Genomic DNA, 25,851 nt, shown 5'->3' on the forward strand with positions numbered 1-25,851 from the left:
CGATCATCATCGTCGATCCCCGCCTCGGCTGACAAAACGCGATGGCATACACCTAGGCTGACCCGCATGACATGGCTGATCACGGGCGGAGCGGGATATATCGGTGCACATGTGGTGCGGTCCATGGTGGGTGCCGGTGAGTGGGTGGTCGCCCTCGACGACCTTTCGACCGGTGTCGTCGAGCGGCTCCCGGCAGATGTTCCACTGATCCGGGGTTCGGCCGCCGACCGTGCGCTGCTCGACCGGGTACTGGCTCAGTACGACGTGACCGGTGTGGTGCATCTCGCAGCGAAGAAGCAGGTCGGCGAGTCCGTCGAGAAGCCGCTGCTGTACTACCGGGAGAACATGGCCGGACTGACCGTCCTCCTGGAGGCCGTCGTCGCCGCCGGTGTGCGGCGCTTCCTGTTCTCGTCCTCGGCCGCGGTGTACGGCGTACCGGATGTGGAACTCATCACCGAGGACACTCCTTGTGTTCCGATCAATCCGTACGGTGAGACGAAGCTCGCCGGGGAGTGGCTGGTCCGGGCGACCGGGAGGGCACACTCCCTGTCCACCGGCTGTCTGCGCTACTTCAACGTGGCCGGAGCGGCCACGCCGGAACTGTCGGACACCGGTGTCTTCAATGTGATTCCGATGTTCTTCGACCGGCTGACCCGTGGCGAGGCCCCCCGGATCTTCGGTGACGACTATGCGACACCCGACGGCACCTGCATCCGCGACTACATCCATGTCGCGGACCTCGCCGACGCGCATCTCGCCGTCGCCCGGAGGCTGGCCGAGCAGGATGCCGGGGACCTGACCGTGAACATCGGCCGCGGCGAGGGCGTCTCGGTGCGCGAGCTCGCCGGCCTGGTGGGCGAGGTCAGCGGCCGACCGGAGAAGCCGGAGATCGAGGCGCGCCGCCCCGGCGATGCGGCAAAGGCCGTCGCGTCCGCCGTCCGGATGTCCGAGGAGCTCGGCTGGACGGCCCGGCGCGGAGTACGCGAGATGGTCGAGTCGGCCTGGCAGGGCTGGCGCCTGCACCACCCCGAGGCACACGGCAACTGAGCCGCCGACGATCACCCCACCGCCCTGACCTGCAACCATTTCCGCAGGTCAGGGCATATGACAACGGTGTTCAGTGCCGTGTTGCCCGATACCCCCCACCCGTAGTTCACTGGCAGTGCTCGGGCGGATCGCGTCCGAGTCCGCGAGCGACCGGGAGGCGTCCCCATGGGGGCAGGGCACGACCACGGGCACACACACGGCGGGCCACCGCCCACCGGCACGGCAGCTGCCGCATACAAGGGACGGCTGCGGATCGCGCTGTGCATCACGCTCACCGTGATGGTCATGGAGATCGTCGGGGGGCTGCTCTCCGACTCGCTCGCCCTGATCGCCGACGCGGCCCATATGGCGACCGACGCCCTGGGCCTGGGCATGGCGCTGCTGGCGATCCACTTCGCCAACCGCCCGGCCGGGCTCAACCGAACCTTCGGCTTCGCCCGCGCCGAGATCCTCGCCGCCCTGGCCAACTGTCTGCTGCTGCTAGGTGTGGGCGGCTTTCTGTTCCTCGAGGCGATCCAGCGCTTCATCACCCCGGCCGAGACCAGGGGCGGACTGACGATCGTCTTCGCCCTGGTCGGCATGGTCGCCAACATGGTCTCCCTGTCGCTGCTGCTCCGCGGCCAGAAGGACAGCATCAATGTGCGCGGCGCCTATCTGGAGGTGCTCGCGGACACGCTCGGCTCGTTCGCCGTGCTGATCTCGGCCGGAATCATCCTGACCACGGGCTGGCAGGCCGCCGACCCGATCGCCTCCCTGGTGATCGGCCTGATGATCGTCCCCCGTACGGTGAAGCTGCTCAGAGAGACGCTCAATGTGCTGCTGGAGGCAGCGCCCAAGGGCGTCGACATGGCTGAGGTACGGGCCCACATCATCGCCCTGCCCGGAGTGCTGGACGTCCATGACCTGCATGCCTGGACGATCACGTCGGGGATGCCGGTGCTCTCCGCCCATGTGGTGGTGCGCCAGGACATGCTCGATTCGATCGGTCACGAGAAGCTCCTCCATGAACTGCAGGGCTGCCTCGGTGTCCACTTCGACGTGGAGCACTGCACATTCCAGCTGGAGCCGAGCGGCCATGCCGAGCACGAAGCCAAGCTCTGCCACTGAACTGCCGTTCAGCAGGGCCGTGTAGGGTGTTCGGCGGGGCGTGTGGGCCCCGTGTCCGAGAGAGGAGCTGAGGTTGATGACCGTCGCGAAGGCGCCTGCCCGGCGCAGCATCCGGTCCCTCTTCATCTCCCGGGTTCTCGGCTAGCGCCCGACTCGCACCGGGTCGACACGCCTGCCGGAGCCCTCACACACAAGGGTTCCCACGTTGACCGACAACGATCACGCCGTCCGTTTTGAGGCGTTCTTCTCCTTGCATCACAACCTGCCCCGGCAGAGCCCCGGCTCCGATGCCACCACCCGGCGGATGCTGGGGCTCACCGGCCCGTTGCCGCGCCGTCCACGCGTCCTGGATCTGGGCTGCGGGCCCGGCCGCGCCGCGCTGTTGCTCGCCGCCGAGGCGGGCGCCGAGGTGACCGCCGTCGATCTCCACGAGCCGTTCCTCGACGAATTGCGCGAGGCGGCCGAAGCCCGTGGGCTCAGCGACCGCATCAATACGGTCCGGGCCGACATGGCCGAGCTCTCCGGTCCCGACTTCCCGGACGGGTCGTTCGATCTCGTCTGGGCCGAGGGGTCCGCGTACATCATCGGTTTCGACACCGCTCTGCGTGACTGGAAGCGGCTGCTCGCCCCGGGCGGCTCCCTCGTCGTCAGCGAGTGCGTCTGGACGACGGACGCGCCGACGGACGAAGCCCGCGCCTTCTGGGAGCAGGAGACCTCGCTGCGCCCCGTGGCAGCCAACACCGCGGCAGCCGTGGCGGCCGGTTACCACGTCCTCGGGGTGCGGGTGCAGCCCGACAGCGACTGGGACGAGTACTACGTCCCGCTCGCCGAGCGTGTCGAGGCCGCCGACACATCGGCTCCCGGTATGGAGTGGGCGCTCGCGGCGAGCCGCGAGGAGCTGGCCATGCGGCGCGACCACGGTACGGAGTACGGCTACGCCTGCTACGTACTGCGCCCCGCCGACCCACGCTGGACGACCCGGCCGGAGACGGCGGCGGACATCGAGGCCGTGCACGCGGTCAACGCCGAAGCGTTCGCGACGCCGGACGAAGCCGCTCTCGTCGACGCGCTGCGCTCCGATCCGGCGGCCTGGCTGCCCGGCCTCGGGTACGTCGCGCTGGACGGCCCGGACGGCGACATCGCGGCGTACGCGCTGCTGACCCGGTGCCGGGTCGGGGAGGCACCGGCGCTCGCGCTGGCCCCGGTGGCGACGGCCCCGGACCGTCAGCGGCAGGGTGCCGGGCAGGCCGTGGTGCGGGCCGCGCTCGACGCGGCCCGGCTGCGGGGCGAGCCGCTCGTCCTGGTACTCGGTCATCCCGAGTACTACCCGAAGTTCGGTTTCGTACCGGCGTCCCGGTACGGGATCCGGCCGGGCTTCGATGTCCCGGACGAAGCGATGATGGCCCTGGTGCTCGACGACTCCGTGCCGGTGCCGCAGGGCACGATCCGTTACCCGGCGGCTTTCGGCGTCTGATGTGCCGTCCGGCCCCGCCGTGCCCCGTGGCGCGGTGGGGCCGGACATGCCAGGACCCGAAGTGCGGACAAGCGGCTTTTGTACGGCAGACTTGAGCGGACTCGACGGGACCGGCGCACGGGGCCGGGACCATAGCGAAGGATGGGTATGCCGACCACACCAGCCACTGCGGCGAACAGCTCGTCGAATGGCACAACAGAAGCGATCATGCTCGAACTGGTCGATGAGAACGGCACCACCATCGGTACGGCGGAGAAGCTCGCCGCCCATCAGCCGCCCGGTCAACTGCACCGGGCTTTCTCGGTGTTCCTCTTCGACGAGCAGGGCAGGCTGCTGCTGCAGCGCCGCGCGCTCGGTAAGTACCACTCCCCCGGTGTCTGGTCGAACACCTGCTGCGGCCACCCCTACCCGGGGGAGGCGCCCTTCGCCGCCGCCGCCCGGCGTACGTACGAGGAGCTGGGGGTCTCGCCCTCCCTGCTGGCGGAGGCGGGCACGGTCCGCTACAACCACCCCGACCCGGCCTCCGGCCTGGTGGAGCAGGAGTTCAACCATCTCTTCGTGGGGATGGCGCAGGACCAGTTGCACCCGGACCCGGAGGAAGTCGGCGAGACCGCGTTCGTGACAGCCGATGAGCTGACCGAGCAGCATGCCCGGGCGCCGTTCTCGGCCTGGTTCATGACGGTGCTGGATGCCGCACGGCCGGCGATCAAGGAGCTGACCGGACCGGCCGCCGGCTGGTAGCGGGCGCGAGGGCACCGGGTGCCGCAGCGAATGCAGGTGGTCAGAGCTGCGGGCGCAGCGGCAGTGCCGCCCAGATGATCTTTCCGCCGCCTGCGGTGTGCTCCACATCGCAGGCGCCGCCCGCTTCCCGGGCGATCTCCCGGACCAGGAGCAGGCCGCGCCCGCCGGTCTGCGCGTAGTCCGTCTCCAGGGCCGTCGGACGGTAGGGATGGTTGTCCTCGACGGACACTCTGACCCATTCCGCGCCGACGGCCACCTCGACGGCGAGCTCCGGCGAGAGCAGCGCGGCATGCTTCACGGCATTGGTGACCAGCTCGGAGACGATGAGCAGCAGGCCCTCGGCGATGTCGTCGTCCATCGGCACGCCCTGGCGGTTCAGCAGATCGCGCACGGCATGCCTGGCCTGCGGTACGGAGACGTCCACGGCCGGGGCGGTGAACCGCCAGACTCCCTCGTACGACACGGGCCGGGCGGGGACACTCCCGCGGCTCTCCATAGTCCGGTACCCGCTCTCGACTCGATGGTGACTGCACGTCGATTACAGGGTGCGGGGCATAGTCGGTCCGGACCGTGCTACTGAACAAAAGTCGACTTCTATCGGCAGGTTTTGACCGGACAAGCTCGAAACCATCAGCTCCTGGACCGGTTCTGATCCTCTCCGGTGGAGGTGTCCGGCAGCTCTCCGGCCACCTGTTGTTCCGAGACCATGGAGACGATACGGCGGCCGCCGACCCCGATCGCGATCAGGCCGAGCCCGTCGAAGAGCAGCGCCAGTGAGAAGAAGAGGCCGAGCACGTAGCGGCTGCTGTGCGGCCAGTCGAAGAGCACCAGCAGCCCCAGCATCAGGCCGAAGGCTCCTTGCAGCAGCGTCCAGCCGAACTGCGGACCACGCACCACGACGCTGCCCACCAGCCGGAACAGCCCACCGGTCAGGAAGAGGAGCGCGGCGAACATGGTCAGCGCCTCGGCCGTGCCGTGCGGATGGCGGATGACGACGACTCCGGCGGCGATGTTCAGTGCGGCCACCACGACGCCCAGCCAGAAGTAGTTGGTGCCGCGGGACTCGATGGCGTGGAGCAGCCCGACGAGGCCGCCGATCAGCAAAAGCCAGCCGAAGAGGAGCATCGAGGTGAGCGTCGCGACGCCGGTGTAGACAAGGCCGACCAGACCGGCCACGGCGAGAAGGGTGCCGAGCAGCGCCAGCCGGCCGAAACTGCGGCTCAGCTTCTTGCCCTCGACTGCGGGATCGGCCACGGGAAGCTCCTCACAGTGCGTGCCTGTCCGGCGGCCCCTTCTTGATCATAGGTTCGGACCGTACGGATAGCATCCGGCGCATGGACCGTACGGAACCCCGGCTGGAGCACACCGTCGCGGGCGGAGTCGCCACTGTCGTCATCAGCAACCCCGCCAAACGCAATGCGATGACGGCCGCAATGTGGAGCACACTGCCCGGTCTGCTGGAGCAGCTGGCCGCCGACCCCGCGGTCCGGGTGCTGGTGCTGACGGGCGCCGGGGACACCTTCTGCGCCGGTGCGGACATCTCCTCGCTCCGGGATCCGGCGAGTGATCCACAGGCGCTCGCCGTGGCGGCAGAGGAGGCGCTGGCCGCTTTCCCCGGGCCGACGCTGGCGGCGGTCCGCGGCTACTGCGTGGGCGGCGGCAGCCAGCTCGCGGCCGCCTGCGATCTGCGGTTCGCCGAGGAGGGTGCGTCGTTCGGCGTGACACCGGCCAGGCTCGGGGTCGTGTATGCCGCGTCGTCGACCCGGCGGCTGGTGGCGCTGATCGGCCCGGCCGCCGCGAAGCATCTACTGTTCTCCGGCGAGCTGATCGACACCGCACGGGCACTGCGGACCGGTCTGGTGGACGAGGTGCTGCCGGCCGGTGAGCTGGACAAGCGGGTCGACTCGTACGTACGCACCCTGTCAGCGCGCTCGCGGCTGACGCAGGCGGCGGCGAAGGAGTTCGCCGGCGGGCGCGAGGACCGCGACGCGTACTGGGCGGAGCAGGCTCGGCGCAGCGGCGACACCGCGGAGGGTGTCGCCGCGTTCCTGGAGCGGCGCGCGCCGCGCTTCACCTGGACGACGGGGTCGTGACGCCCCCGCGGCTACTGCTCAAGGATGAAGCGGCTCTTGGTCCGGAACTCCTCGACCAGTGCCGCCGGGGCCTTCGCCGGTGAGCCCGCGTCGTACGGCGGCTGCGGGTCGTACTCGGTCAGCAGCTGTACGGCCATGGCGTGCTCGTCGTCCGCGATCCGGCCGAGCAGGGTGAGCCCCATGTCGATGCCGGAGGAGACGCCCGCTGCCGTGACGTACTTGCCGTCGAGGACAACGCGTTCGCCGGTCGCGTCCGTGCCGAAACCCTTCAGGATGTCCAGCGCGAGCCAGTGCGATGTGGCTCGGCGGCCCTTCAGCAGTCCGGCCGCGGCGAGCAGCAGCGAACCGGTGCAGACGGAGGTGGTCCAGGTGCTGGTGGTGTCCGCCGTGCGCAGCCAGTCGAGCAGCGTCTCGTTCTCCATCTGGTCGCTCTGGCCGGGGCCGCCGGGGACGACGATCACATCCGGTGCCGGTACGTCGGCGAAGGTCTTGTCGGCGACGAGCGCGAGGCTGCCGTTGTCGTTGCGCACGGGACCGGTCCGCTCGGCGACGAACACGGTCTCGGCCCCGGGGGTGCGGGCGAGCATTTCGTACGGGCCCACGGCGTCGAGCGAGGTGAAGCGGTCGAAGAGGACGATGGCGATCTGCATGGGGTTCCTTTCGTTCGGTCAGTCGATGGCGGGCTGAGTACGGAAGCGTCGGCGGTATTCGGCGGGTGCCGTGCCGAGGGCCTTGGTGAACGCGCGGCGCATGGCCTCCGGGGTGCCGTAGCCGCAGGCGCGTGAGATGCCGGTTATGCCGTCGGTGGTGTCCTCCAGCAGCCGACGGGCGTGTTCGAGGCGTACGCGGTCGACGTAACGGCCCGGTGTGACGCCCGTCTCGGCCTGGAAGGCGCGGGCGAAGTGGCGGGGCGAGAGGCGGGCGCGGGCGGCGAGCGCCTCGACGGAGAGATCGTCGCCGGGGTGCTCGGTGATCCAGTGCTGGACCTCGCGCAGCGGTTCACGCCGGGCGGTCTGGGCGGTGAGCTGGGCGCTGAACTGGGCCTGGTTCCCCGGTCTGCGCAGAAACACCACCAGGTGGCGGGCGATGGTGAGCGCGATGTCCCGGCCGTGGTCCTCCTCGACGAGTGCGAGGGCGAGGTCGATACCGGCGGTGACTCCGGCGGAGGTGGCCAGCCTGCCGTCGCGTACGAAGATCGGGTCCGGGTCGACCTCGACGGCCGGGTAGCTGCGGGCGAGGTGCTCGCAGACCGTCCAGTGCGTGGTCACCCTGTGCCCGTCCAGCAGTCCGGCCGCGGCGAGCAGCAGCGCGCCGGTGCAGACGGAGACGAGCCGTTCGGCGTGCGCGGCGTGGTCGCGCAGCCAGTCGACGAGCGCCGGGTCGGGGTTTCGGGTGCCCTCGCCGCCCGGGACGAGGAGGGTGTGCGGCGGTTCGGCGTCGGCGAGGCCGCCGTCCGGGACGAGGGTCAGGCCGCTGCCGGTACGGACCGGGGCGCCATCGAGGGAGGCGGTGCGCAGTTCGTACCCGGCCCCGGGGAAGTGGGAGGCCCCGGCGAAGACCTCCACCGGGCCGGTCACATCGAGGCTCTGGACGCCGTCGAAGAGGACGACGAGTACGGATCGCTGCGTCATGACAGCCATCCTGGGCAACCGGGAACAGGGCCGCAATGACGAAAAGCCCACCTTTTCTGCCATGCCGGGCTCGCACTGAATTGAGTGTCGCCTCGGGGTTACAAGACGTACCGACCAGTCGGTAACGTTCTCGTATGAGTACTCTGCCGCCGCGCGCCGGACGCCGCTGCCACAACGCCATCAACCCGTTGCACTCGACGGTCTACTTCTCCCCCGACCTCGGCAAGGAGCTCGGAGAACTCGGCATCGACGACTCGAACGCCGCCTACTTCGCCTCGCGCGGGGCGGCACTGGGCGCCGTCGGCCCCGGCACGGTCACCGCGGCCTTCTACAACTTCAACCACGATCTCGTCGCCCGGCACCTGCCCGCCGTGTGGTCCGTCGCCTCGCCGCAGGCGGTCCTGGACGCCCGGCTGCGCGCCGCCGACTCCACGCTGCGCCGGCTACTGGGCGAGGAGATCATCGCCTCCCCCGAACTGGCCGAGGCGGCCGGACTGGCGCTCCGCGCCGCCGAGGCGTGCACCCGACACGCCCGGCCGCTCTACGCCGCCCATGCCGATCTTCCGGTACCCGAGCAACCGCATCTGGCGTACTGGCACGCGGGAACGCTGCTGCGCGAACACCGCGGCGACGGCCATCTCGCAGCTCTCCTCGCTGCCGGTCTCGACCCGGTGGAGGCCCTGGTCAGCCACACGGCGACCGGCAAGGGAATGTCCCCGCGCTGGGTCCTCGCCACCCGCGGCTGGCGCCGCAGCGACTGGGAGGAGGCGTCCGAGCGGCTGCGCGGGCGTGGACTCCTGGACAGCGAGGGCGAGTTGACGCAGGCGGGTGTCGCACTGCGGGCAGACCTGGAGGACGCCACCGACCGGATGGACCAGGCTCCGTACGAGCATCTGGGCGAGGAGGGTGTGGCGCGGCTGACCGAGCTGGCGCGCGGATTCCTGTTCACGGCGGCCTCGGCGGGCGCCTTCCCGGCCGATCTGATCGGCAAGGACTGAGCCGCCGACCGGCGGACAAGTGGGGTGGCCGGGCGACACGGCGCCCGGCCACCCGGCACAATGCAGGCGAAGGGGCCCCGCCCCGGTAAGCACAGCCAGTACGAGAAGGCGAGTCGGTAGAACCGTGACGACGTCCATCGAAGGCAGGATCGCCGAGGAGCTCGGCGTACGCGAGCGGCAGGTGAAGGCGGCCGTCGAGCTGCTCGACGGCGGGTCGACCGTGCCGTTCATCGCGCGCTACCGCAAGGAAGCGACCGAGATGCTCGACGATGCGCAGCTGCGCACGCTCGAGGAGCGGCTGCGGTATCTGCGGGAGCTGGAGGACCGTCGTACGGCGATCCTCGACTCGGTACGCGAACAGGGCAAGCTGGACGAGGCGCTGGAGGCGCAGATCCGGGGCGCCGACACCAAGGCGCGCCTTGAGGACATCTATCTGCCGTTCAAGCCCAAGCGGCGCACGAAGGCTCAGATCGCCAGGGAGGCGGGGCTCGAACCACTCGCGAACGGCCTGCTCGGCGACCCGTCGGTGGAACCGCTCGCTGCCGCAGCCGCCTTCGTCGACGCCGACAAGGGCGTCGCGGACGGTGCGGCCGCGCTGGAGGGGGCCCGCGCCATCCTCACCGAGCGGTTCTCGGAGGACGCCGATCTGATCGGTGAGCTCCGTGAGCGCATGTGGTCGCGCGGGCGGCTGGCCGCCAAGGTGCGGGACGGCAAGGAGGAGGCGGGGGCGAAGTTCGCCGATTACTTCGACTTCGCGGAGCCGTTCACCGCGCTGCCCTCGCACCGGGTGCTCGCGATGCTGCGGGGCGAGAAGGAGGACGTGCTCGACCTGGTCATGGAGCCGGAGGAGCCCTCCGAGGCACCCGGCCCTTCGACGTACGAGAACATGGTCGCCCGGCGCTTCGGGGTCAGCGACCGTGGCCGCCCCGGCGACAAGTGGCTCGGCGACACGGTGCGCTGGGCCTGGCGGACCCGGATCCTGGTGCACCTCGGTATCGATCTGCGGCTGCGGCTGCGCACGGCGGCGGAGGACGAGGCGGTACGCGTCTTCGCGTCGAACCTGCGCGATCTGCTGCTTGCCGCGCCGGCCGGGACTCGGGCCACGCTGGGGCTCGACCCCGGTTTCCGCACGGGTGTGAAGGTCGCCGTCGTCGACGCGACCGGCAAGGTCGTCGCGACGGATGTCATCCACCCGCACGTCCCGGCGAACAAGTGGGACCAGTCGCTGGCCAAGCTGGAGCAGCTGGCGAAGGCCCACGCCGTCGACCTGATCGCGATCGGCAACGGCACGGCGTCCCGCGAGACCGACAAGCTCGCCGGTGAACTCATCGACAAGCACCCCGAGTTGAAGCTCACCAAGGTGATGGTTTCGGAGGCGGGCGCGTCGGTGTACTCGGCGTCGGCCTTCGCCTCGCAGGAGCTCCCCGACATGGACGTGTCGTTGCGCGGCGCCGTCTCGATCGCGCGGCGGCTGCAGGACCCCCTCGCAGAGCTGGTGAAGATCGACCCGAAGTCGATCGGTGTCGGCCAGTACCAGCACGATCTGTCCGAGGTGAAGCTGTCACGCTCGCTGGACGCGGTCGTCGAGGACTGTGTGAACGGTGTCGGTGTCGACGTCAACACCGCGTCGGCGCCGCTGCTTTCACGGGTCTCGGGGATCGGCTCGGGGCTCGCCGAGAACATCGTCGCGCACCGTGATGCGAACGGGCCGTTCCGGTCCCGCAAGGCGCTCAAGGACGTGGCACGGCTGGGCCCGAAGGCGTACGAGCAGTGCGCGGGCTTCCTGCGCATCCGGGGCGACGATCCGCTGGACGCGTCGAGCGTGCACCCGGAGGCGTACCCGGTGGTGCGGGCGATGGTGAAGCGGACAGGCAGTGATGTCGCCTCGCTGATCGGCAACACGAGTGTGCTGCGGTCGCTGCGGGCCGACGACTTCGTGGACGAGAAGTTCGGCCTGCCGACCGTCACCGACATCCTGAAGGAGCTGGAGAAGCCGGGGCGTGACCCGCGTCCGGCGTTCAAGACGGCCACCTTCAAGGAGGGCGTCGAGAAGATCGGTGATCTGGCGTCCGGGATGGTACTGGAGGGCGTCGTGACCAATGTCGCGGCGTTCGGGGCGTTCGTGGACATCGGTGTGCACCAGGACGGCCTGGTGCATGTGTCGGCGATGTCGCGCACCTTCGTGAAGGACCCGCGCGATGTCGTGAAGCCGGGCGACATCGTGAAGGTCAAGGTCATGGATGTCGACATTCCGCGGAAGCGGATCTCGCTGACGCTGCGGCTGGACGACGAGGCGTCGGTGGGGGGCACGTCCCAGGGCGGCGGGCCCAGGCGGGAGCGGGGCGAGCGAGGCGGCCAAGGTGGTGGCCAGGGCGGCCGGCCGCCGCGGCAGCGGCAGGGGCAGGGGCAGGGCGGTCAGGACCGTGACCGGCGCGGTGGCGGTGGTGGCGGCGGCTCTGCCCGTCCGGCGCCGGTGAACAGCGCGATGGCGGATGCGTTGCGGCGGGCCGGGCTGACGGATCCGAAGCAGGGCGGTAAGAGGGGCTGACGTCGGGGGGGCGGGTGGGGGTGGGGTGCGGTCCGCTGCGCGAGGCCCTCTCCACCCGCCCCGTCCCCGCAGTACCGATATGCGGCTTTGCCGCGTGGGGGCTCTGCCCCGGGCCCCGCTCCTCAAATGCCGGAGGGGCTCAAAAGGGGTCCTCGAACGCAGGACGGGCCGGAAATGCCCGAGGATCCCCTCACAGCTCCTTCACCTTGCCGTCCACCACCTCGACGCGCCGCGTCGTCCGTACCGCTTCCAGCATTCGGCGGTCGTGCGTGACCAGCAGCAGCGTCCCCGTGTACGACTCCAGCGCCGATTCCAGCTGCTCGATCGCGGGCAGATCGAGGTGGTTCGTCGGCTCGTCGAGGACGAGGAGGTTGACGCCCCTGCCCTGGAGCAGAGCGAGCGCCGCCCTTGTGCGCTCGCCCGGTGAGAGTGTCGTCGCGGGACGCATCACATGGTCCGCGCGCAGGCCGAACTTGGCGAGCAGCGTTCGGACTTCAGCCGGTTCGGTGTCGGGGACGGCCGCGCAGAACGCCTCCAGGAGCGACTCCGAGCCGTGGAACAGCTTGCGCGCCTGGTCGACCTCTCCGACCACCACTCCCGAGCCGAGCGTCGCGTGCCCGGCATCCAACGGGAGGCGGCCCAGAAGCGAGGCGAGGAGGGTGGACTTGCCCGCTCCGTTGGCACCGGTGATGGCGACCCGGTCCGCCCAGTCGATCTGCAGGGATGCCGGGCCGAAACTGAAGTCGCCACGTACGACCTGTGCTTCGCGGAGAGTGGCCACGACCGAGCCGGAACGGGGTGCGGCGGCGATCTCCATCCGCAGTTCCCACTCCTTGCGCGGCTCCTCGACGACATCGAGCCGTTCGATCATGCGCTGGGTCTGCCTGGCCTTCGCGGCCTGCTTCTCGCTCGATTCGCTGCGGAACTTGCGGCCGGTCTTGTCGTTGTCGGTGGCCTTGCGGCGGGCGTTCTTGACGCCCTTGTCCATCCAGCCGCGCTGCATCTGCGCGCGGCCTTCGAGAGCGGAGCGCTTGTCGGCGTACTCCTCGAACTCCTCACGGGCATGCCTGCGAGCCCGATCGCGCTCCTCCAGATAGGCCGCGTATCCGCCGCCGTACAGGTTGATCTGCTGCTGTGCCAGGTCCAGTTCGAGGACCTTGGTGACCGTACGCATCAGGAATTCGCGGTCGTGGCTGATGACGACCGTGCCTGCGCGCAGCCCAGAGACGTAGCGCTCCAGTCGTTCCAGGCCGTCCAGGTCGAGGTCGTTGGTGGGCTCGTCCAGCAGGAAGACGTCGTAGCGGGAGAGCAGGAGGGAAGCCAGGCCCGCGCGGGCTGCCTGGCCTCCGGAGAGTGCGGTCATCGGCAGGTCGAGGCCGACGGCCAGTCCGAGGTCGGCGGCGACCTCCTCGGCGCGCTCGTCCAGGTCCGCGCCGCCGAGAGCCAGCCAGCGTTCCAGCGTTTCGGAGTACGCGTCGTCCGCGCCCGGCGCCCCGTCGACGAGGGCCTGCGTCGCCTCGTCCATCGCGGTCTGGGCGTCGGCGACGCCGGTGCGGCGGGCCAGGAACTCCCGCACGGTCTCCTGCGGACGCCGCTCCGGCTCCTGCGGGAGGTGGCCGACGGTGGCGGTGGGCGGGGAGAGCCGCAGCTCGCCCTCCTCCGGCCGGTCGAGTCCGGCGAGCAGTCGGAGCAGGGACGATTTACCGGCGCCGTTGACACCGACGAGACCGATCACATCACCGGGCGCGACGACGAGGTCGAGTCCGGCGAAGAGTGTGCGGTCGCCGTGTCCGGCGGCGAGGTCTTTGGCGACGAGAGTGGCAGTCATCAGGATGCTGATCCTAATCGTCGGGCGGGGAGCGCAAAGCCGCCCGGCTCGACCTTCGAGTCGGGTCGAAGGTCCGCCCTCGGCGGTGCGACGGCCTCCCGCATATCGCGGCCGGCCGAGCGCTCCGTCATCCCCGCGGCTCCGGCGCGGCAGGGCTCACTGCTGACGCGACCGCGGAATCTCTCGCTGAGTTCATCGCCGGGGCCCGGCCCGGGACGACCGATGGGGGTCGGTGCGTACGTGCGCACGCAGCCCTTGCGGGCCGAACAGGGTGAGAAGCTCGACCGCGCCGCCATCGGCGCTGCCCAGCCAGTGCGGCAAGGATGTGTCGAACTCGGCCGCCTCACCGGGCGACAGCGTCACGTCGCGCTCGCCGGTCATGAGACGCAGGTGACAGTTGAGCACGTAGAGCCATTCGAAGCCTTCATGGGTCTGCGGGGTCGGCTCGAGCGGTTCCGGCCGGGCGGGGTGATCATCTTGAAGGCGTGCACCCCGCCCGGTCGCCGGGACAGGGGCACAAAGGTCATTTGTTGCCCAGCACCACGCGCCACAACCACCGCGGCGACACCCCGCCGCCCCGGACCGGCAGCAGCGAGATCGAGGTCCTGCGCGGACTCCTCGGCTACCTCCGGACTTCGATCGCCGCGAAGGTCGACGGTGCACCCGAGCCGCAGGTGCGAACGGCCGCAGTGCCGTCGGGCACGAACCTGCTCGGCCTGCTCAACCACCTGATGTTCGTCGAGCGCTCGATGTTTCTCGGGGACGACGTCACCGACTGGCAGGCGACGTTCCAGGCCGCACCGGCGGACAGGCGACGTTCCAGGCCGCACCGGCGGACAGCGCGGCCGATATCGTGGCCCGCTACCGAGAGACGGTCGAGCGCGCGAACGACGTTCTCGACGGGTGCACCGATCCCGGCGCACCGGTCCCTCCACCGCGACCGGGGCGCCCCGGTCCCAGTGTCCGCTGGGCGCTGACCCACATGATCGAGGAGACCGGCCGTCACGCGGGCCACGCGGACATCCTCCGCGAACTGATCGACGGCTCGACCGGCCGCTGATCCGCCTTCTCCACCCGGTCCGTCGTGGGGTGCCGGCTCTGCGTCGGGTGGCCGGGGAGGTCCGCCGTCACCGGCAGATCCCCCGGGCCACCCGTTCTCTGTTCGTCATGCGACACGAATGGCACCTTCCACGGAAGCTATGATTTCGCTCCCCGTAGCCAGTACCACGCGCGGCGATCATCTCATGCGATCAACAAGCGGTATCGGCTTGACCGTTTGCAAGGTGATATGTCGCCCGCTCGTCCAGGAGGAGCGGGATCAGATTCCGGGCCGACTGCCGCAGCGGTACGTACGCTCCGTCACCGTCGGGCCGGGAGGTGACGCCGTGCAGGGCGAGTTCGTCCTTGATGTCGTCGAACTGGTCCTTGGTGAGCCGGTATCCGCATGGCGGGTCCTGAAGGACCTGACCGGCTTGGGGTGACTCGTTGTCGGCGCCGCCGAGATAGATGGGACCGCGGTCCTTGAGCCCCGCGGCGCGGGATGCGGCGGTGGCAGCCTCGATCCGGCCGCGCCGCTCGTCGTTGAAGGTGAACAGGCCGTCCAGTGCGGCGAGTTGCGAGTTCACGCGGCGTCGGCTGTTGAGTGCCGGGTCGGCCTTCTCGGCGTCGGTGAGCGCGTCGACGCGGGATTCTATGAGCAGGCCGACGGCGTGCTTGATACCGGAGGTGTTGCGCAGGATGCGCTCCTGTCCGTCGCCCGCGGTCTGCTTGATCGGGTCGCCGGTGACCGGGTCGGTCCAGATGCCGTAGAGGCCGCTGCTGTAGCCGGACTCCTTGGCGGTGGGGCGTACATACCTTTCGGCGAGGGTCTGCGATTCACCGTGCACCCGGTCGGAGGTGTTGAGGTTGCGCGGCCACAGGACGAAGAGGTCCTTGTCGTAGTACTGCGGGGTGGCCCCGTACTCGTGCAGGTCGTAGATCACATCGGGCTTCCGGTCGCGGATGACCGCCGCCACGGCGCGGGCCTCGGCGGTCTGCAGCGCGATGTGGTCGCGATTGATGTCGACGCCGTCGGAGTTGCCGCGGGTGTTCGCGGCGCGCCCGTCGGGGTTGGCGGTGGGCACGACGAGGACATTGGTGCGGGAGAGGAAGGCGCGGGTCGACCGGTCCTGGGCGTGGGCCAGATCGCGAATGGTCGTCAGACACGCTTCGCGGCCGGACGGTTCGTTGCCGTGCTGACTGCAGATCAGCAGCATCGTGGAGGCAGTGGGTCGGTGGTTGCCGATCCGGACGAGCTGGAGCGGGCGGCCCTGCTTCGTCGTGCCGATCCGGTCGACGGAGACCCGGTCGCTGCCCCGGTCGACGGTTGCCAGGAAGGACTGTTCCTCCGGCTGACTGGTCCAGCGGGCCCCGTTGCTGATCTCGAAGCCGGTACGGGGCCGGGCGTGCGCGGCCTCGGCGGGCACGGTGACCAGGGGTACGGCCAGAACGGCGGCCGCGGCCGTAAGGATCAGGTTGCGGCGGACAGGGCGATGGGCGGTCGGGATACGGGGTGTCATGTGCGGCTGCCTCCCGGGATGCGATGGGCGGGACGCGGCGGCGCCACGCCCTCGGAGTGGATTGCGCGGGGGGTGGCTGTCGCGGGTGCGGAACCCGCGGTGGCACGTACGAAGGCTCCGGCGCCGCCGACGAACGGCAGCTTCGCGGACGTACGGGCCAGGTCGAGGGTGAGCGTGGGCTTGGATTCCGGCGGCTCGATGAGGTCCCGGTCGGTGCCGGCGACGATCAGGGCGAGGCGGTGTCCGGCCGGGACGACATGGTCGGTGGCCGCCAGACCGATGGTGATCGTGTAGGCCCTGCCCGGGGTGAGGGGGCGGCCGTGTCCGGCAAGGGCGTAGGTGCCGAGGTCTGCCCAGCCGCGGCTGATGACGGTCCGGTCGACCGTGACCGTGTCGGCCCGGGTGCCCTTGAAGCAGGAGCTGTCCCCGGTCGTGCTCGCGCCCCAGCAGGTGCGGTCGTCGAGGGTGGTGATGCCTTCGCCGGACGATCCGTAGTCGCGGACCGTGTCGGGGCCGATGTCCACGAGGACCGCGGAGAGATGGGCGGTCGATGTGGTCGGGGTGGCGGTGACGGTCACCGTGGACGATCCGGAGAGCCGAAGGTCCTGGGTGAGCGGCGCGGTGCGGAATCCGGCCTTGGCGCCCGTGGTCCGGTCCAGGTCGGCGGCCCACTCCGTCTCGCTCTGCGCCGGATCGTCGGTGAACGTCTCGGTGGCGCCGGGGCGGGCGGGCTTCAGGGCTAGGGTGCCGACGCCGGGCGCACTGCCGGAGCCGGGGCGCACGGTGGTGGTGTGCGTGGTGCGGGGTGGCCAGACCTTGTCGGTGGACCACTGGTCGGGATGGCGTTCGATGTCGGCCATCGCTTCATGGTCGATGCCGTTGTCGTATCCGAGGAGGTAGTGGTCGAACCAGCGGTGCAGCGTGTCGACCCACTCGGCGCGCCGGTAGTCGAACGGGTCGACGTGTCCGGTCTGCGAGAGCCAGATCTTGCGCTCCACGCCCTGGTCCGCGAGGGCGTCCCACCACTGGCCGAGGTGCTTGGTGCGGACGTTGAGGTCCTGCATGCCGTGTACGGCGAAGACGCTGGCCCGCACGTTGCGGGCGTCCTTCACGTAGTCGCGGTCGCTCCACAGCGTCGTCAGGTCGCCGGTGCGCGGCGCCTGGTCGACGAGCTGCTGCTGGACGGCGGCGCAGCGCCCGCGCGCCTCGGGGCTCTCGACATAGCCGGAGAGCCGGTCGGGGCCGCTGTTGTAGAGAGGGGCGCCCTGGGCGAAGTAGTAGTCGTACCAGGAGGAGATGGCGCTGATCGGCACGATGGTCCGCAGCCCGTCCACTCCGGTCGCCGCGACACCGTTGGCGATGGTGCCGTCATAGCTCTTGCCGATCATTCCGGTGCGGCCGTTGGACCAGCCGGCCGTGGCGCGGTCGCCGCCGGTACGCGTGGTGTAGCCGCGGGCGCGGCCGTTCAGCCAGTCGATGACGGCCTTGGCGGACTGCACATCAAAGCGGCCGCCGACGTCGATACAGCCGTCGGAGCGATTGGTACCGGCCAGATCGACGGCGACGAAGGCGTAGCCGCGCGGCACGAAGTAGTTCTCGTAGTAGAGGGGGAACCGGACGGGCCGGCCGTCGGTGTCGTACGTCTTGAGCTGGCTCTCGTTGCCGCGGCCGCAGCAGGAGTAGTACGGGCTGGCATCCATGATCACGGGGATTTTCCGGCCCTGTCGGGCGGGTTCACGCGGCCGGACGATGTCGACGGCGACGCGGTCGCTCTTCCCGTTTCCGTCGCCGTCCAGCCCGGTGTCGACCCAGACGGATTCGCGGACGGCGTTCTCGTACGAGTAGGCGGGCCCGCTCTTCAGGGATCCGGATTGCTGGGCGCTGTTCTCCGGGGGCCGTGCGGCGCCCTGTGCACCTGCCGGTGAGAGCAGGACGGTCATCAGGGCGGCGACGGCCGTCACCACCAGCGATCTGTACGTCAAGCGGGTGCCCCGCGCACGTATCGGCATGGGCGGAAGGTACCCCGGTCAACTCCTGTGCAACAGAGGGCGATCAACGGCGAACATTACGTGCCCATGACTTATCGCTCACCGTGTGCCATGTCGGCCGAATGGCGATTGTGTGACAGCTGCGGCCATGGACACGACTGATGTGGCAGTCGCTGAATAGTGTCGACGTGACGGTTCGAAAGATCATTCACCCCGACGACTTGGAGCATTCGTGCACCGCAGATTCATCGTCCCGAGCGCACTCGCGGCCTCCCTGCTGCTGGCGATCCCGGCCTCGGCCGCCGAAGGCACCGCGGGCGCCCCGGGCATCGGCGACCCCTATTACCCGGCCAGTGGCAATGGCGGCTACGACGTTTCCCACTACGACCTGCGGCTGAAGTATCAGCCCGCGACCGACCTGCTGGAGGGCACGGCGACGATCCTCGCCACGACCACCCAGGAACTCTCCCGTTTCGACCTCGACTTCGGGCTGGACGTCTCCGAGGTACGGGTGAACGGCAAGAAGGCCGAATACGCCAGGAGCGGCGACCAGGAACTGGAGATCACCCCGGCTGCAGCCCTGGCGAAGGGCAAGGCCGTCTCGGTGGTCGTGCGGTACGCCGGGAAACCGTCGGAGCTGAAGATCAACGGCTGGACCTCCTGGGCTCGTACCCCGGACGGCGCGGTGGCCGCGCAGGAGCCGGACTCGGCCGTGTGGTGGTTCCCCAGCAATGACCACCCGCTGGACAAGGCCACGTACGACATCTCGGTGTCCGTGCCCGACGGCACCCAGGCGATCAGCAACGGCGTGCTCCAGTCGCAGAGTTCGAAGCTCGGCTGGACCCGCTTCAACTGGCGTGCCGGCAAGCCGCAGGCGACGTATCTGACGACGCTGGCGATCGGCAGGTTCGACATCACCACGGACACCACATCGGACGGGCTGCCGGTCGTCAACGCGTACAGCAAGGACCTCGGCGCCAACGGCGGTGCGGCACGCGCCAGCATCGAGCGGACCACCGAGGTGGCCGAGTGGCTGACGGAGGTCTTCGGGCCGTATCCCTTCGACGCGCTCGGCGGTTACTCCCCCAATGTGAAGAGCGGGTTCGCGCTGGAGACACAGACCAGGCCCTTCTACAGCCCGAAGCAGTTCGCGAACGGCGCGAACGTCTCGGTCGTCGTCCATGAGCTGGCGCACCAGTGGTACGGCGACAGCGTGTCCGTCAAGGGCTGGAAGGACATCTGGATCAACGAGGGCTTTGCCCGCTACAGCCAGTGGCTGTGGTCGGAGAAGGAGGGCGAGGGCACCGCACAGGAGTTGGCGGACTACACCTACGCCCAGCATCCGGCGGACGACGCCTTCTGGACGGTGAAGCCGGGCGACCCGGGCCCCGACAACCAGTTCGACGCGGCCGTCTACGACCGGGGTGCGCTGGCGATCCAGGCGCTGCGCAACAAGGTGGGCGACGAGACGTTCTTCGAGCTGCTGAAGGGCTGGCCGGCCGAGCATGCCTACGGGAACGCGAGCGTGGCGGACTTTGTGACGTACGCGGAACGGGTCTCGGGCCGGCCGCTCGCAGACTTCTTCGACACCTGGCTGTACCAGCCGACGCGGCCTCAGGCCCCGGCGGCGGCCGCGGCGCACTCCTTGCGCGCGACCACGCAGCCCGCTCAGCCCGCTCAGCCCGCTCAGCCCGCTCAGCCCGCTTCATGGAAGCAGATCGCGGCCACGAACACGATCCACGACCACCGCTGACGGTCCACGGATCGGCTCCGGGCACCGTCGCCCCGCTCTTCTCGGCCGGGCGACGGTGCCCGGGCGGACGGCAGGGGCGGACGGTTAGGCTGCTGGCGTCGGTGCTGTCCGGCCGGCCCCCGGCCGTATCCGGCCCGATCCCGCGCGTACGAGGAGCGTCCCTTGCCCGGTCCGACCCCCGATTCCTCTCGCGATGTCCGCCCCACACTGGAAGCCGTGGCGGCCCTCGCCGGGGTTTCACGGGCGACGGCCTCCCGGGTGGTGAACGGCGGGGCGGGGGTGCGGAAACCGCTCGTGGAACAGGTACGCAAGGCGGTCGACGAGCTCGGCTACGTTCCGAACCACGCCGCACGGACCCTGGTCACCCGGCGCAACGGCGCGGTCGCCGTGATCATCGACGAGCCGGAGTTCCGGATCTTCTCCGACCCGTTCTTCTCCCAGCAGATCCGCGGCATCAGCCGTGAACTGAGCGTGTACGACGCGCAGTTGGTACTGCTTCTGGTGGAGGGCAGCGGGGACTTCGACCGGGTCGCCCGCTATCTGGCAGGCGGCCATGTGGACGGCGCGCTGGCGTTCTCGCTGCACATGGACGACGAGCTCCCTTCCATCATCCGCCGGTTCCGGGTTCCCACGGTCTACGGGGGCCGCCCCGGCCGGCCGGGTGCTGCGTCCGAACCGGCCCTTCCCTACGTCGACTGCGACAACCGGGGCGGCGCAGCCGAGGCCGTACGCCATCTCGTCTCCCTCGGCCGCCGGCGGATCGCGCACATCGCCGGACCGCGCGACCAGACTTCGGCACTCGACCGGATCGACGGCTACCGCGATGTACTGCCCGAAGGCGATCCGGCGCTGCTCGCGGAAGGCGACTTCACCGTCGAGGGCGGCGCACGGGCGATGACGCAACTCCTTGAGCGCCACCCCGACCTGGACGCGGTCTTCGCCGCCAACGACCTGATGGCCTCGGGCGCCCTGCGGGTGCTGCGCGAGCGCGGCCTCAGGGTGCCGAAGGAGGTGGCCCTGGTCGGCTTCGACGACATGGTGTCGATAGCCGAGATCACCGAGCCCCCACTGACGACGGTCCGTCAGGACGTCGAGGGAATGGGCAGGTTGATGGTGCGGATGCTGATGCGGCGGCTGAACGGCGAGGGCGAGGGTGACGAGCTCGAATCGGTGATCACGCCGACCCGGCTGGTGCACCGGGCTTCCGCCTGAGCTTCCCGTCGCCCCGGACGGCCTCGCGATGCGCCGCCCGTGCCCTGCGCGCGTACGGGAGATAGCGCAGCCGCTCGGGCAGCACGGGCACGACGCGCCGCACCACCCCGCAGAACCGCCGCAGCTGCCGCTCCTGCGCATCCGTCCACTCCAGCCCGATCGCCACCCGTGCGTCCGGCGGCATCAGCCCGATGGTCACGAAGCGACGGAACCGGGCCAGCGGCGGGAGCAGCACCGGCCACAGCGCCTTCAGCAGCAGCCGGACGGGCAGCGGCCCACGGTCCGGCGACGGCACGGGGCGGTCGGTGGCGATCAGGTCCTCGACGACGACGGTCAGCTCGATCTCGTCGGCCAGCACCTTTCGGAAGTACGGCCAGAACTCCTCGATCGTCTGCGGCATGTCCCGGTCGTGAATGCCGAGAATCCTGCCCACCTGCAGCCACTCCCGGTACAGGGCCCGTTCCTGGGCGTCGGTGAGCGGTCGGACGAGATAACGCGCGGCGTGCTGGTAGACGGGAAACCCCGTGGCGTGCACCCACGCATAGTTCGCAGGGGACAACGCATGGTAACGGCGCCCCCGGGTGTCGGTGCCCTGGATGGTGCGGTGCAGTTTGCGGAGCCTGCGGCCTTCCTCGGCGGCCGCCTCGCCCCCGTACACCCATAGCTGCAGCGATCGCAGGGACCTCTCGCCGCGCCCCCACGGGTCCGTACGGAAGACGGAGTGTTCGTCGACGCCCGCACCGACCGCCGGGTGGGCGACCTGGAGAGTGAGGGCGGCGGGCAGCATCAGGAGGGCGCGGATGTCGCCGGAGAGACTCCAGAGCACGCCGCCGGGCGGCGGCGGGGCGGGGGCACTTCTGGCTGTTTCGGTGTTCATGCGGAGCTCCCGGCGGTCGGCGGGGCGTAAGCGGCTCGACGCCCGACCCCTGTGTGATCCAGTATGCGACCGCTTCCAGAAACGGGCCATATTGCATCCGATGCAACATACGACATCGAGGATGAGGGGCCTGCTGCCAGGTCGAACGACACTCTCTACGGCGGCCCTTGGTAGCAGAACCGACTCGGAGCTGCCGGGTGGCGCCCACCTGGTCCCGGCTCAGGGGGTTGTCCGCCTCGATCCCGAACCCGCCGTGTCCGACGTGATGCTGGAGGGCTGGGCAAGGCAACAACGCTCGCGGTTCCTGAACTTCGACGCCACGGTCAAGCCGCGCCTTGCCTGCTGAAGCGCTTCGTCGAGTTCTCCGACCAGTGCCCCTGGCAATGGCAGGCGGTCGAGGTCGAAGCCTTCCTGGATCACCTGCGCGCCCGACGGCCGACGTTCGCGTGACTGTCCCGACCACGCGTGCCGGCGCCCCATACAAGTTCCTGCACCGGGCGGCGCCCGAAGTCCGCGAACAACTCGTCAGGCTCTTCGGGCACGTAGTTCTCGCGGCACAGAGTCACCGGACCGCAGTGAGAAGTGTCGATTACCGGGGCCCCAAAAACGCAACTGTCCCGGACCCATCCGCATAGGGCGTCGTCACCCTCGACCTGCACCGGATGGCAGAACGTCTCCATCCAGGGCCGAAGCTCACGGACGACATCGTCATGGTCCCGCTTTTCGAACAGCCACACACCGGCCGCCGGCCCCGCCACGTCTTCCTCCACGCTCACGTTGCGCGACCCACTCGCGTCGTTCATGAGGGTGGAGGGCATGCGGCGGTACCGACCATCGAGGCCCGCCACTTCTGATAGTCGCGCGCAAGCTGTTCCTCGACAGCCTGAACTGCAGCTTCTCGCCCAATCACGCGTTCGGCATCCCGTACGGATCCCAGTCTCAACCAGCGGATTCTCACGGCTCAGAGCCACGCAGAAGAGCGCTGAGGGACCTTCCTGCTCAGGAAGTAAGACAGCTGCGGAACAAGCGCTCTGCGCCAGTAGCACGTGCGCAGGGTCCCCCTCCCACGCACCCTTCCGCACACCCGCCGACGGTGTTGACGCGACCAATGAAACAAGTCAATAGTATTTGTATCTTTGACTCCGATGGATCGATGCTCCATCAATCTCTTTGGAAATCAAGGGGGTTGATGATCGCTGAGGGATGGAAGAGGCAGCTCCCGCACGAAATCGGCATACGGACAGGAGGGCGCACCATGGGCCGGTACAGCCGCCTGCGCGAGATCCGCCGGATGGATCCCGCGCGCGATTACGCCGAGATCCTCCGGCTGATCTCGCAGTACGAGTTCCCTTGGGACTACCGGCAGGGCGTGAGTGTCGCGTTCCTCCGCGACTACGGCGTCCCGCGGATCTCCGTGCTCCTCGACCGCACCCAGGAGTTCGAACGGTCCGGGCAGAAGCGGTACGACGACACGGTGCTCATCGGGTACGAGATGGCCGCGGACGGTTTCGACTCGGAGCGGGGACGGGCAGCGGCGCGGCATCTCAACCGGATCCACGGCAAGTACCGCATTCCGAACGAGGACTTCCTCTATGTCCTCGCGACCACGGTCGTCGGCCCGAAACGCTGGATCGACCGGTTCGGCTGGCGCCCGCTCTGCGCGCAGGAGGTCCAGGCGCTGGCGGAGGTCGGCCGGAAGATGGCGGCGATGATGGGCATCGAGGGGGCTCCCGAGTCGTACGCGGGGTTCGAGCGGCTCCTCGACGCCTACGAGGAGCGGATGTTCGCGTACGACCCGGCCAACCGACGGGTTGCCAACGCCACGTTCCGGATCATGGCCGGCTGGTATCCGCGGCCGTTGCGCCCTCTCGTGGCCCGGTTCTCGCTCGCTGTGCTGGACGAGCGGCTGCTCGTGGTGCTGGGCTTTCGTCCGCAACCGCACTGGGCGCGGTTGTCGGCCGAGGGAGTTCTGCGGCTGCGCGCGCGGTGCGTGCGGTGGCTGCCGGCCCGGCCCCGCTGGCTGCCCTCGCGCCCGCAGCCTCGCTCGTACCCGTTCGGCTGGCGGCTCGACGACCTCGGCCCGCACTGGGCGCGCAGCCGCCCCCTGGAGCCCCTGCCCGACGAGAGGGGGGCGTCGCCTCGCACCGTTCCCAACCAGAGCGCATGAGTGAGTAAACACACCCTCCCACCAGGCCGAACACCTGGCCGGACCGGTCCGGCCCGGGGCCCGGCACACTGCCCGGTCGGTCCCTTCCTCCCTGTACGCCGGATCGCCCAGGGACCCGGCACCACGTGACCGGCCGGTTCCGGCTGCGACCGGGACGGGAGGACCTATTGCCCCGCAGCGAGCAGCGGCACCAGATAGCGGCGTGCGAACGCCCGTACCTGCGCTTCGTCGTCGAGTTCGAAGCAGCTGACGGGGTTGAGGAGGAAGGAGACCGTGATCCGCACCATCAGCTCGGCGACCGGTGCCGGATCACTGACCGGTCGCCCCTCGGCACGCCGGGCATGGCGCAGCCGGTCGGCCAGGTAGTCACGGATGGCAAGGAAGGCCGGCCCGCTCTCCAGTGTGAGAAAGGGAAGCATGGTCTCGGGCTCCAGTCTCAACAGACCGCCGATCAGCGGGTGTTCACGGATGTGCCCCAGGACTGCGACGAAACCCTCGACGAGCCGGTCCTCCGTCGTGGGAAGTGCGGCGACCGCGTCGTCCACTTCCACGACGAAGCACCGGTACTCGCGCAACAGGCAGGCCGAGATCAGGCTGTCCTTGTTGCCTATTCGCCGGTAGACGGTGACCCGCGAGACCCTGGCGCGCTTGGCGACGTCGTCGACGGTCGAGCGGCGCAGCCCGAAGGTCATGAACTGTTCACGCGCGGCATCGAGGATCTGCTCGCTCAGCGCGTCCGACGGTGGTGTCTCGCTGAGTGCCCGGGCCAGCAGTGTCTCGTTCGTTCTCCGTGCCGCCATCGGCCCTCCCCGTCCCGCCGCTTCCACCCCACCTTAGAAGCAGGCACACGGAGACCTGATCCGTTTCTCCGTACCGCTCCCCCGTTCCGGGGCTTTCGCCCGCGGTCCGTTCAGGTGCCGGGGCGTGGTGCCTCGTCAGGCGGATTGCTCGTCTCCGGCGTACGGCAGCAGCCGTGCCGCGCGGCCGATGACGAAGACGGAGGTCCGCGGTCTCCCGGCGTTCACTCGTCTCTTCCAAGACTCCTGAAATCAGCCCGTGATTCTCATTGGCTCTTCATGCGCCGTTGGTTGCGTATGCCGGGCCGGTCGGTCCGCAACGTATGAGTAAGGAGGCGCATGGTGTTCCTGTCGAAGGCAGCCGCGGCGCGCGAGGGCCGGGCCCCGGCCCCGTCCGGCGGATCATGTGACTTTCCCGTCGGTTCGGGCAGGGGCCGGACTTCCGCGCCATCGTGACCCGCGACGACAAGCGGGCCTGCGTCTTCCGCAGCACAGTCACCGCAGCAGCGATCCGCTCATGGCTCCACCCGTGATCCGCCGGACAGGACTTACTGGTCGTGGTCGTACACCGTGACCGCTATGCCCCTGCTCAGCAGCCGTCGCTCTATCAACGGCTCGACCGCGGACCAGGTGCCGCCCGCCAGCCCGCAGCCGATCCGCGGCATATGGACCGAGGCCTCCAGCTCCACGGCCCGGTCGGCCACGGAAGCCAACGCCGTGTCGATCGCCTCGTAGCGCACCGGCACTCCTCGGCTGCCCCTGCGCATGCCCCGCTGGCCCACCATGTTCGCCACCCAGATGTACGGGCTCACCCGCACGAACTGCGTCGCGCCCAGGGCGAAGTCGTTGCCCGCGCGCTCCCGGTGCCAGCGGCGGTAGGCCGCCTCCGGCTCGGGCCAGCGACGCGAGAGGGCCAGGACGAAGCCCTTGCCCCAGCCGCCCAGGTCGTTGCAGACATGCGCGATCAGCTTGACGCCCTTGCCTTGCGGGGCGGTGGCGTCCCCCCGTACGTACGTGATCACCGTCATTCCA

General features: G+C 69.7%; 22 protein-coding genes and 2 pseudogenes. 12 read left to right on the forward strand and 12 right to left on the reverse strand.

Annotated features, from left to right (window positions below):
• Window positions 1–66: 66 nt before the first annotated feature.
• From galE to idi, 4 genes are all read left to right on the forward strand, one after another.
• Window positions 67–1,047, forward strand: coding sequence for a UDP-glucose 4-epimerase GalE (gene galE, locus IEZ15_RS24335; protein ID WP_189279353.1), 981 nt, complete (start codon window positions 67–69; stop codon window positions 1,045–1,047).
• Between the two features lie 165 nt (window positions 1,048–1,212).
• Window positions 1,213–2,154 carry a cation diffusion facilitator family transporter gene (locus tag IEZ15_RS24340; RefSeq protein WP_189279354.1) on the forward strand — a complete coding sequence of 314 codons (942 nt, stop codon included), beginning with the start codon at window positions 1,213–1,215 and terminating at the stop codon, window positions 2,152–2,154.
• 205 nt (window positions 2,155–2,359) lie between these two features.
• Entirely contained in the window at window positions 2,360–3,628 is a 1,269-nt protein-coding gene (locus IEZ15_RS24345; protein ID WP_189279355.1) for a bifunctional class I SAM-dependent methyltransferase/N-acetyltransferase, read from the forward strand.
• Window positions 3,629–3,775: 147 nt separating this feature from the next.
• Window positions 3,776–4,369 (forward strand): isopentenyl-diphosphate Delta-isomerase, encoded by a 594-nt coding sequence (gene idi, locus IEZ15_RS24350; protein ID WP_189279356.1) that lies wholly within the window; start codon window positions 3,776–3,778, stop codon window positions 4,367–4,369.
• Between the two features lie 40 nt (window positions 4,370–4,409).
• Here idi and IEZ15_RS24355 read toward each other — a convergent pair whose 3' ends face one another.
• Window positions 4,410–4,865 (reverse strand): ATP-binding protein, encoded by a 456-nt coding sequence (locus IEZ15_RS24355; protein WP_189279357.1) that lies wholly within the window; start codon window positions 4,863–4,865, stop codon window positions 4,410–4,412.
• A 134-nt stretch (window positions 4,866–4,999) separates the two neighbouring features.
• Entirely contained in the window at window positions 5,000–5,623 is a 624-nt protein-coding gene (locus IEZ15_RS24360) for an HdeD family acid-resistance protein (RefSeq protein WP_229846089.1), read from the reverse strand.
• 80 nt (window positions 5,624–5,703) lie between these two features.
• On the opposite strand from IEZ15_RS24360, the gene IEZ15_RS24365 reads away from it, so the two are divergent.
• Window positions 5,704–6,462, forward strand: a complete 759-nt coding sequence (locus IEZ15_RS24365; RefSeq protein ID WP_114247828.1) for an enoyl-CoA hydratase/isomerase family protein — start codon at window positions 5,704–5,706, stop codon at window positions 6,460–6,462.
• An 11-nt stretch (window positions 6,463–6,473) separates the two neighbouring features.
• On the opposite strand, the gene IEZ15_RS24370 is transcribed toward IEZ15_RS24365, so the two are convergent.
• Window positions 6,474–7,112 carry a DJ-1/PfpI family protein gene (locus tag IEZ15_RS24370; protein WP_189279358.1) on the reverse strand — a complete coding sequence of 213 codons (639 nt, stop codon included), beginning with the start codon at window positions 7,110–7,112 and terminating at the stop codon, window positions 6,474–6,476.
• An 18-nt stretch (window positions 7,113–7,130) separates the two neighbouring features.
• On the reverse strand, window positions 7,131–8,093 hold the full coding sequence (locus IEZ15_RS24375; RefSeq protein WP_189279359.1) for a GlxA family transcriptional regulator: 963 nt from the start codon (window positions 8,091–8,093) through the stop codon (window positions 7,131–7,133).
• Between the two features lie 134 nt (window positions 8,094–8,227).
• On the opposite strand from IEZ15_RS24375, the gene IEZ15_RS24380 reads away from it, so the two are divergent.
• Window positions 8,228–9,091 (forward strand): SCO6745 family protein, encoded by an 864-nt coding sequence (locus IEZ15_RS24380; RefSeq protein ID WP_114247825.1) that lies wholly within the window; start codon window positions 8,228–8,230, stop codon window positions 9,089–9,091.
• A gap of 124 nt (window positions 9,092–9,215) precedes the next feature.
• Window positions 9,216–11,639, forward strand: coding sequence for a Tex family protein (locus tag IEZ15_RS24385; RefSeq protein WP_189279360.1), 2,424 nt, complete (start codon window positions 9,216–9,218; stop codon window positions 11,637–11,639).
• 190 nt (window positions 11,640–11,829) lie between these two features.
• On the opposite strand, the gene IEZ15_RS24390 is transcribed toward IEZ15_RS24385, so the two are convergent.
• Window positions 11,830–13,467, reverse strand: a complete 1,638-nt coding sequence (locus IEZ15_RS24390; protein ID WP_114247823.1) for an ABC-F family ATP-binding cassette domain-containing protein — start codon at window positions 13,465–13,467, stop codon at window positions 11,830–11,832.
• Between the two features lie 192 nt (window positions 13,468–13,659).
• Window positions 13,660–13,994: pseudogene (locus IEZ15_RS24395) on the reverse strand (cupin domain-containing protein); the annotation flags it as partial.
• Between IEZ15_RS24395 and IEZ15_RS47150 the strand changes: the two are divergent.
• Window positions 13,953–14,162 (forward strand): annotated as a pseudogene (locus IEZ15_RS47150) (mini-circle protein); the annotation flags it as partial. The pseudogenes IEZ15_RS24395 and IEZ15_RS47150 sit on opposite strands and share 42 nt — an antisense overlap.
• An 80-nt stretch (window positions 14,163–14,242) precedes the next feature.
• A complete protein-coding gene (locus IEZ15_RS47155; RefSeq protein ID WP_373302613.1) occupies window positions 14,243–14,527 on the forward strand; it encodes a mycothiol transferase in 285 nt (94 codons plus the stop codon).
• A 190-nt stretch (window positions 14,528–14,717) separates the two neighbouring features.
• Here IEZ15_RS47155 and IEZ15_RS24405 read toward each other — a convergent pair whose 3' ends face one another.
• Window positions 14,718–16,025, reverse strand: coding sequence for a M14 family metallopeptidase (locus IEZ15_RS24405; protein WP_189279361.1), 1,308 nt, complete (start codon window positions 16,023–16,025; stop codon window positions 14,718–14,720).
• Window positions 16,022–18,034 carry a Xaa-Pro dipeptidyl-peptidase gene (locus IEZ15_RS24410; protein WP_189279362.1) on the reverse strand — a complete coding sequence of 671 codons (2,013 nt, stop codon included), beginning with the start codon at window positions 18,032–18,034 and terminating at the stop codon, window positions 16,022–16,024. Before IEZ15_RS24410 ends, IEZ15_RS24405 begins: the two co-directional genes overlap by 4 nt.
• Before the next feature lie 211 nt (window positions 18,035–18,245).
• On the opposite strand from IEZ15_RS24410, the gene IEZ15_RS24415 reads away from it, so the two are divergent.
• On the forward strand, window positions 18,246–19,766 hold the full coding sequence (locus IEZ15_RS24415; protein WP_189279363.1) for a M1 family metallopeptidase: 1,521 nt from the start codon (window positions 18,246–18,248) through the stop codon (window positions 19,764–19,766).
• 162 nt (window positions 19,767–19,928) lie between these two features.
• Window positions 19,929–20,978, forward strand: coding sequence for a LacI family DNA-binding transcriptional regulator (locus tag IEZ15_RS24420; protein WP_189279364.1), 1,050 nt, complete (start codon window positions 19,929–19,931; stop codon window positions 20,976–20,978).
• Here IEZ15_RS24420 and IEZ15_RS24425 read toward each other — a convergent pair.
• Entirely contained in the window at window positions 20,941–21,855 is a 915-nt protein-coding gene (locus IEZ15_RS24425) for an oxygenase MpaB family protein (RefSeq protein WP_189279365.1), read from the reverse strand. The two genes, IEZ15_RS24420 and IEZ15_RS24425, sit on opposite strands and share 38 nt — an antisense overlap.
• Window positions 21,856–22,271: 416 nt before the next feature.
• On the reverse strand, window positions 22,272–22,658 hold the full coding sequence (locus tag IEZ15_RS24430; RefSeq protein WP_189279366.1) for a DUF6368 family protein: 387 nt from the start codon (window positions 22,656–22,658) through the stop codon (window positions 22,272–22,274).
• Window positions 22,659–23,110: 452 nt separating this feature from the next.
• Between IEZ15_RS24430 and IEZ15_RS24435 the strand changes: the two genes are divergently transcribed.
• Window positions 23,111–24,022 carry an oxygenase MpaB family protein gene (locus IEZ15_RS24435; protein ID WP_189279367.1) on the forward strand — a complete coding sequence of 304 codons (912 nt, stop codon included), beginning with the start codon at window positions 23,111–23,113 and terminating at the stop codon, window positions 24,020–24,022.
• Between the two features lie 164 nt (window positions 24,023–24,186).
• Here IEZ15_RS24435 and IEZ15_RS24440 read toward each other — a convergent pair whose 3' ends face one another.
• Both IEZ15_RS24440 and IEZ15_RS24450 read right to left on the reverse strand, forming a co-directional pair.
• Entirely contained in the window at window positions 24,187–24,822 is a 636-nt protein-coding gene (locus IEZ15_RS24440) for a TetR/AcrR family transcriptional regulator (protein WP_189279368.1), read from the reverse strand.
• A gap of 545 nt (window positions 24,823–25,367) precedes the next feature.
• On the reverse strand, window positions 25,368–25,847 hold the full coding sequence (locus IEZ15_RS24450; RefSeq protein WP_189279369.1) for a macro domain-containing protein: 480 nt from the start codon (window positions 25,845–25,847) through the stop codon (window positions 25,368–25,370).
• Window positions 25,848–25,851 lie beyond the last annotated feature (4 nt).

The organism is Streptomyces atratus, from assembly GCF_014648655.1.
Lineage (GTDB): Bacteria > Actinomycetota > Actinomycetes > Streptomycetales > Streptomycetaceae > Streptomyces > Streptomyces atratus.

Coding starts and splice junctions, on each gene's coding strand:
- galE (WP_189279353.1), top strand. CDS start 67: ATGACATGGCTGATCACGGGCGGAGCGGGATATATCGGTGCACATGTG.
- IEZ15_RS24340 (WP_189279354.1), top strand. CDS start 1,213: ATGGGGGCAGGGCACGACCACGGGCACACACACGGCGGGCCACCGCCC.
- idi (WP_189279356.1), top strand. CDS start 3,776: ATGCCGACCACACCAGCCACTGCGGCGAACAGCTCGTCGAATGGCACA.
- IEZ15_RS24355 (WP_189279357.1), bottom strand. CDS start 4,865: ATGGAGAGCCGCGGGAGTGTCCCCGCCCGGCCCGTGTCGTACGAGGGA.
- IEZ15_RS24365 (WP_114247828.1), top strand. CDS start 5,704: ATGGACCGTACGGAACCCCGGCTGGAGCACACCGTCGCGGGCGGAGTC.
- IEZ15_RS24370 (WP_189279358.1), bottom strand. CDS start 7,112: ATGCAGATCGCCATCGTCCTCTTCGACCGCTTCACCTCGCTCGACGCC.
- IEZ15_RS24375 (WP_189279359.1), bottom strand. CDS start 8,093: ATGACGCAGCGATCCGTACTCGTCGTCCTCTTCGACGGCGTCCAGAGC.
- IEZ15_RS24380 (WP_114247825.1), top strand. CDS start 8,228: ATGAGTACTCTGCCGCCGCGCGCCGGACGCCGCTGCCACAACGCCATC.
- IEZ15_RS24390 (WP_114247823.1), bottom strand. CDS start 13,467: ATGACTGCCACTCTCGTCGCCAAAGACCTCGCCGCCGGACACGGCGAC.
- IEZ15_RS24405 (WP_189279361.1), bottom strand. CDS start 16,025: ATGACACCCCGTATCCCGACCGCCCATCGCCCTGTCCGCCGCAACCTG.
- IEZ15_RS24410 (WP_189279362.1), bottom strand. CDS start 18,034: ATGCCGATACGTGCGCGGGGCACCCGCTTGACGTACAGATCGCTGGTG.
- IEZ15_RS24425 (WP_189279365.1), bottom strand. CDS start 21,855: ATGAACACCGAAACAGCCAGAAGTGCCCCCGCCCCGCCGCCGCCCGGC.
- IEZ15_RS24430 (WP_189279366.1), bottom strand. CDS start 22,658: ATGAACGACGCGAGTGGGTCGCGCAACGTGAGCGTGGAGGAAGACGTG.
- IEZ15_RS24435 (WP_189279367.1), top strand. CDS start 23,111: ATGGGCCGGTACAGCCGCCTGCGCGAGATCCGCCGGATGGATCCCGCG.
- IEZ15_RS24440 (WP_189279368.1), bottom strand. CDS start 24,822: ATGGCGGCACGGAGAACGAACGAGACACTGCTGGCCCGGGCACTCAGC.
- IEZ15_RS24450 (WP_189279369.1), bottom strand. CDS start 25,847: ATGACGGTGATCACGTACGTACGGGGGGACGCCACCGCCCCGCAAGGC.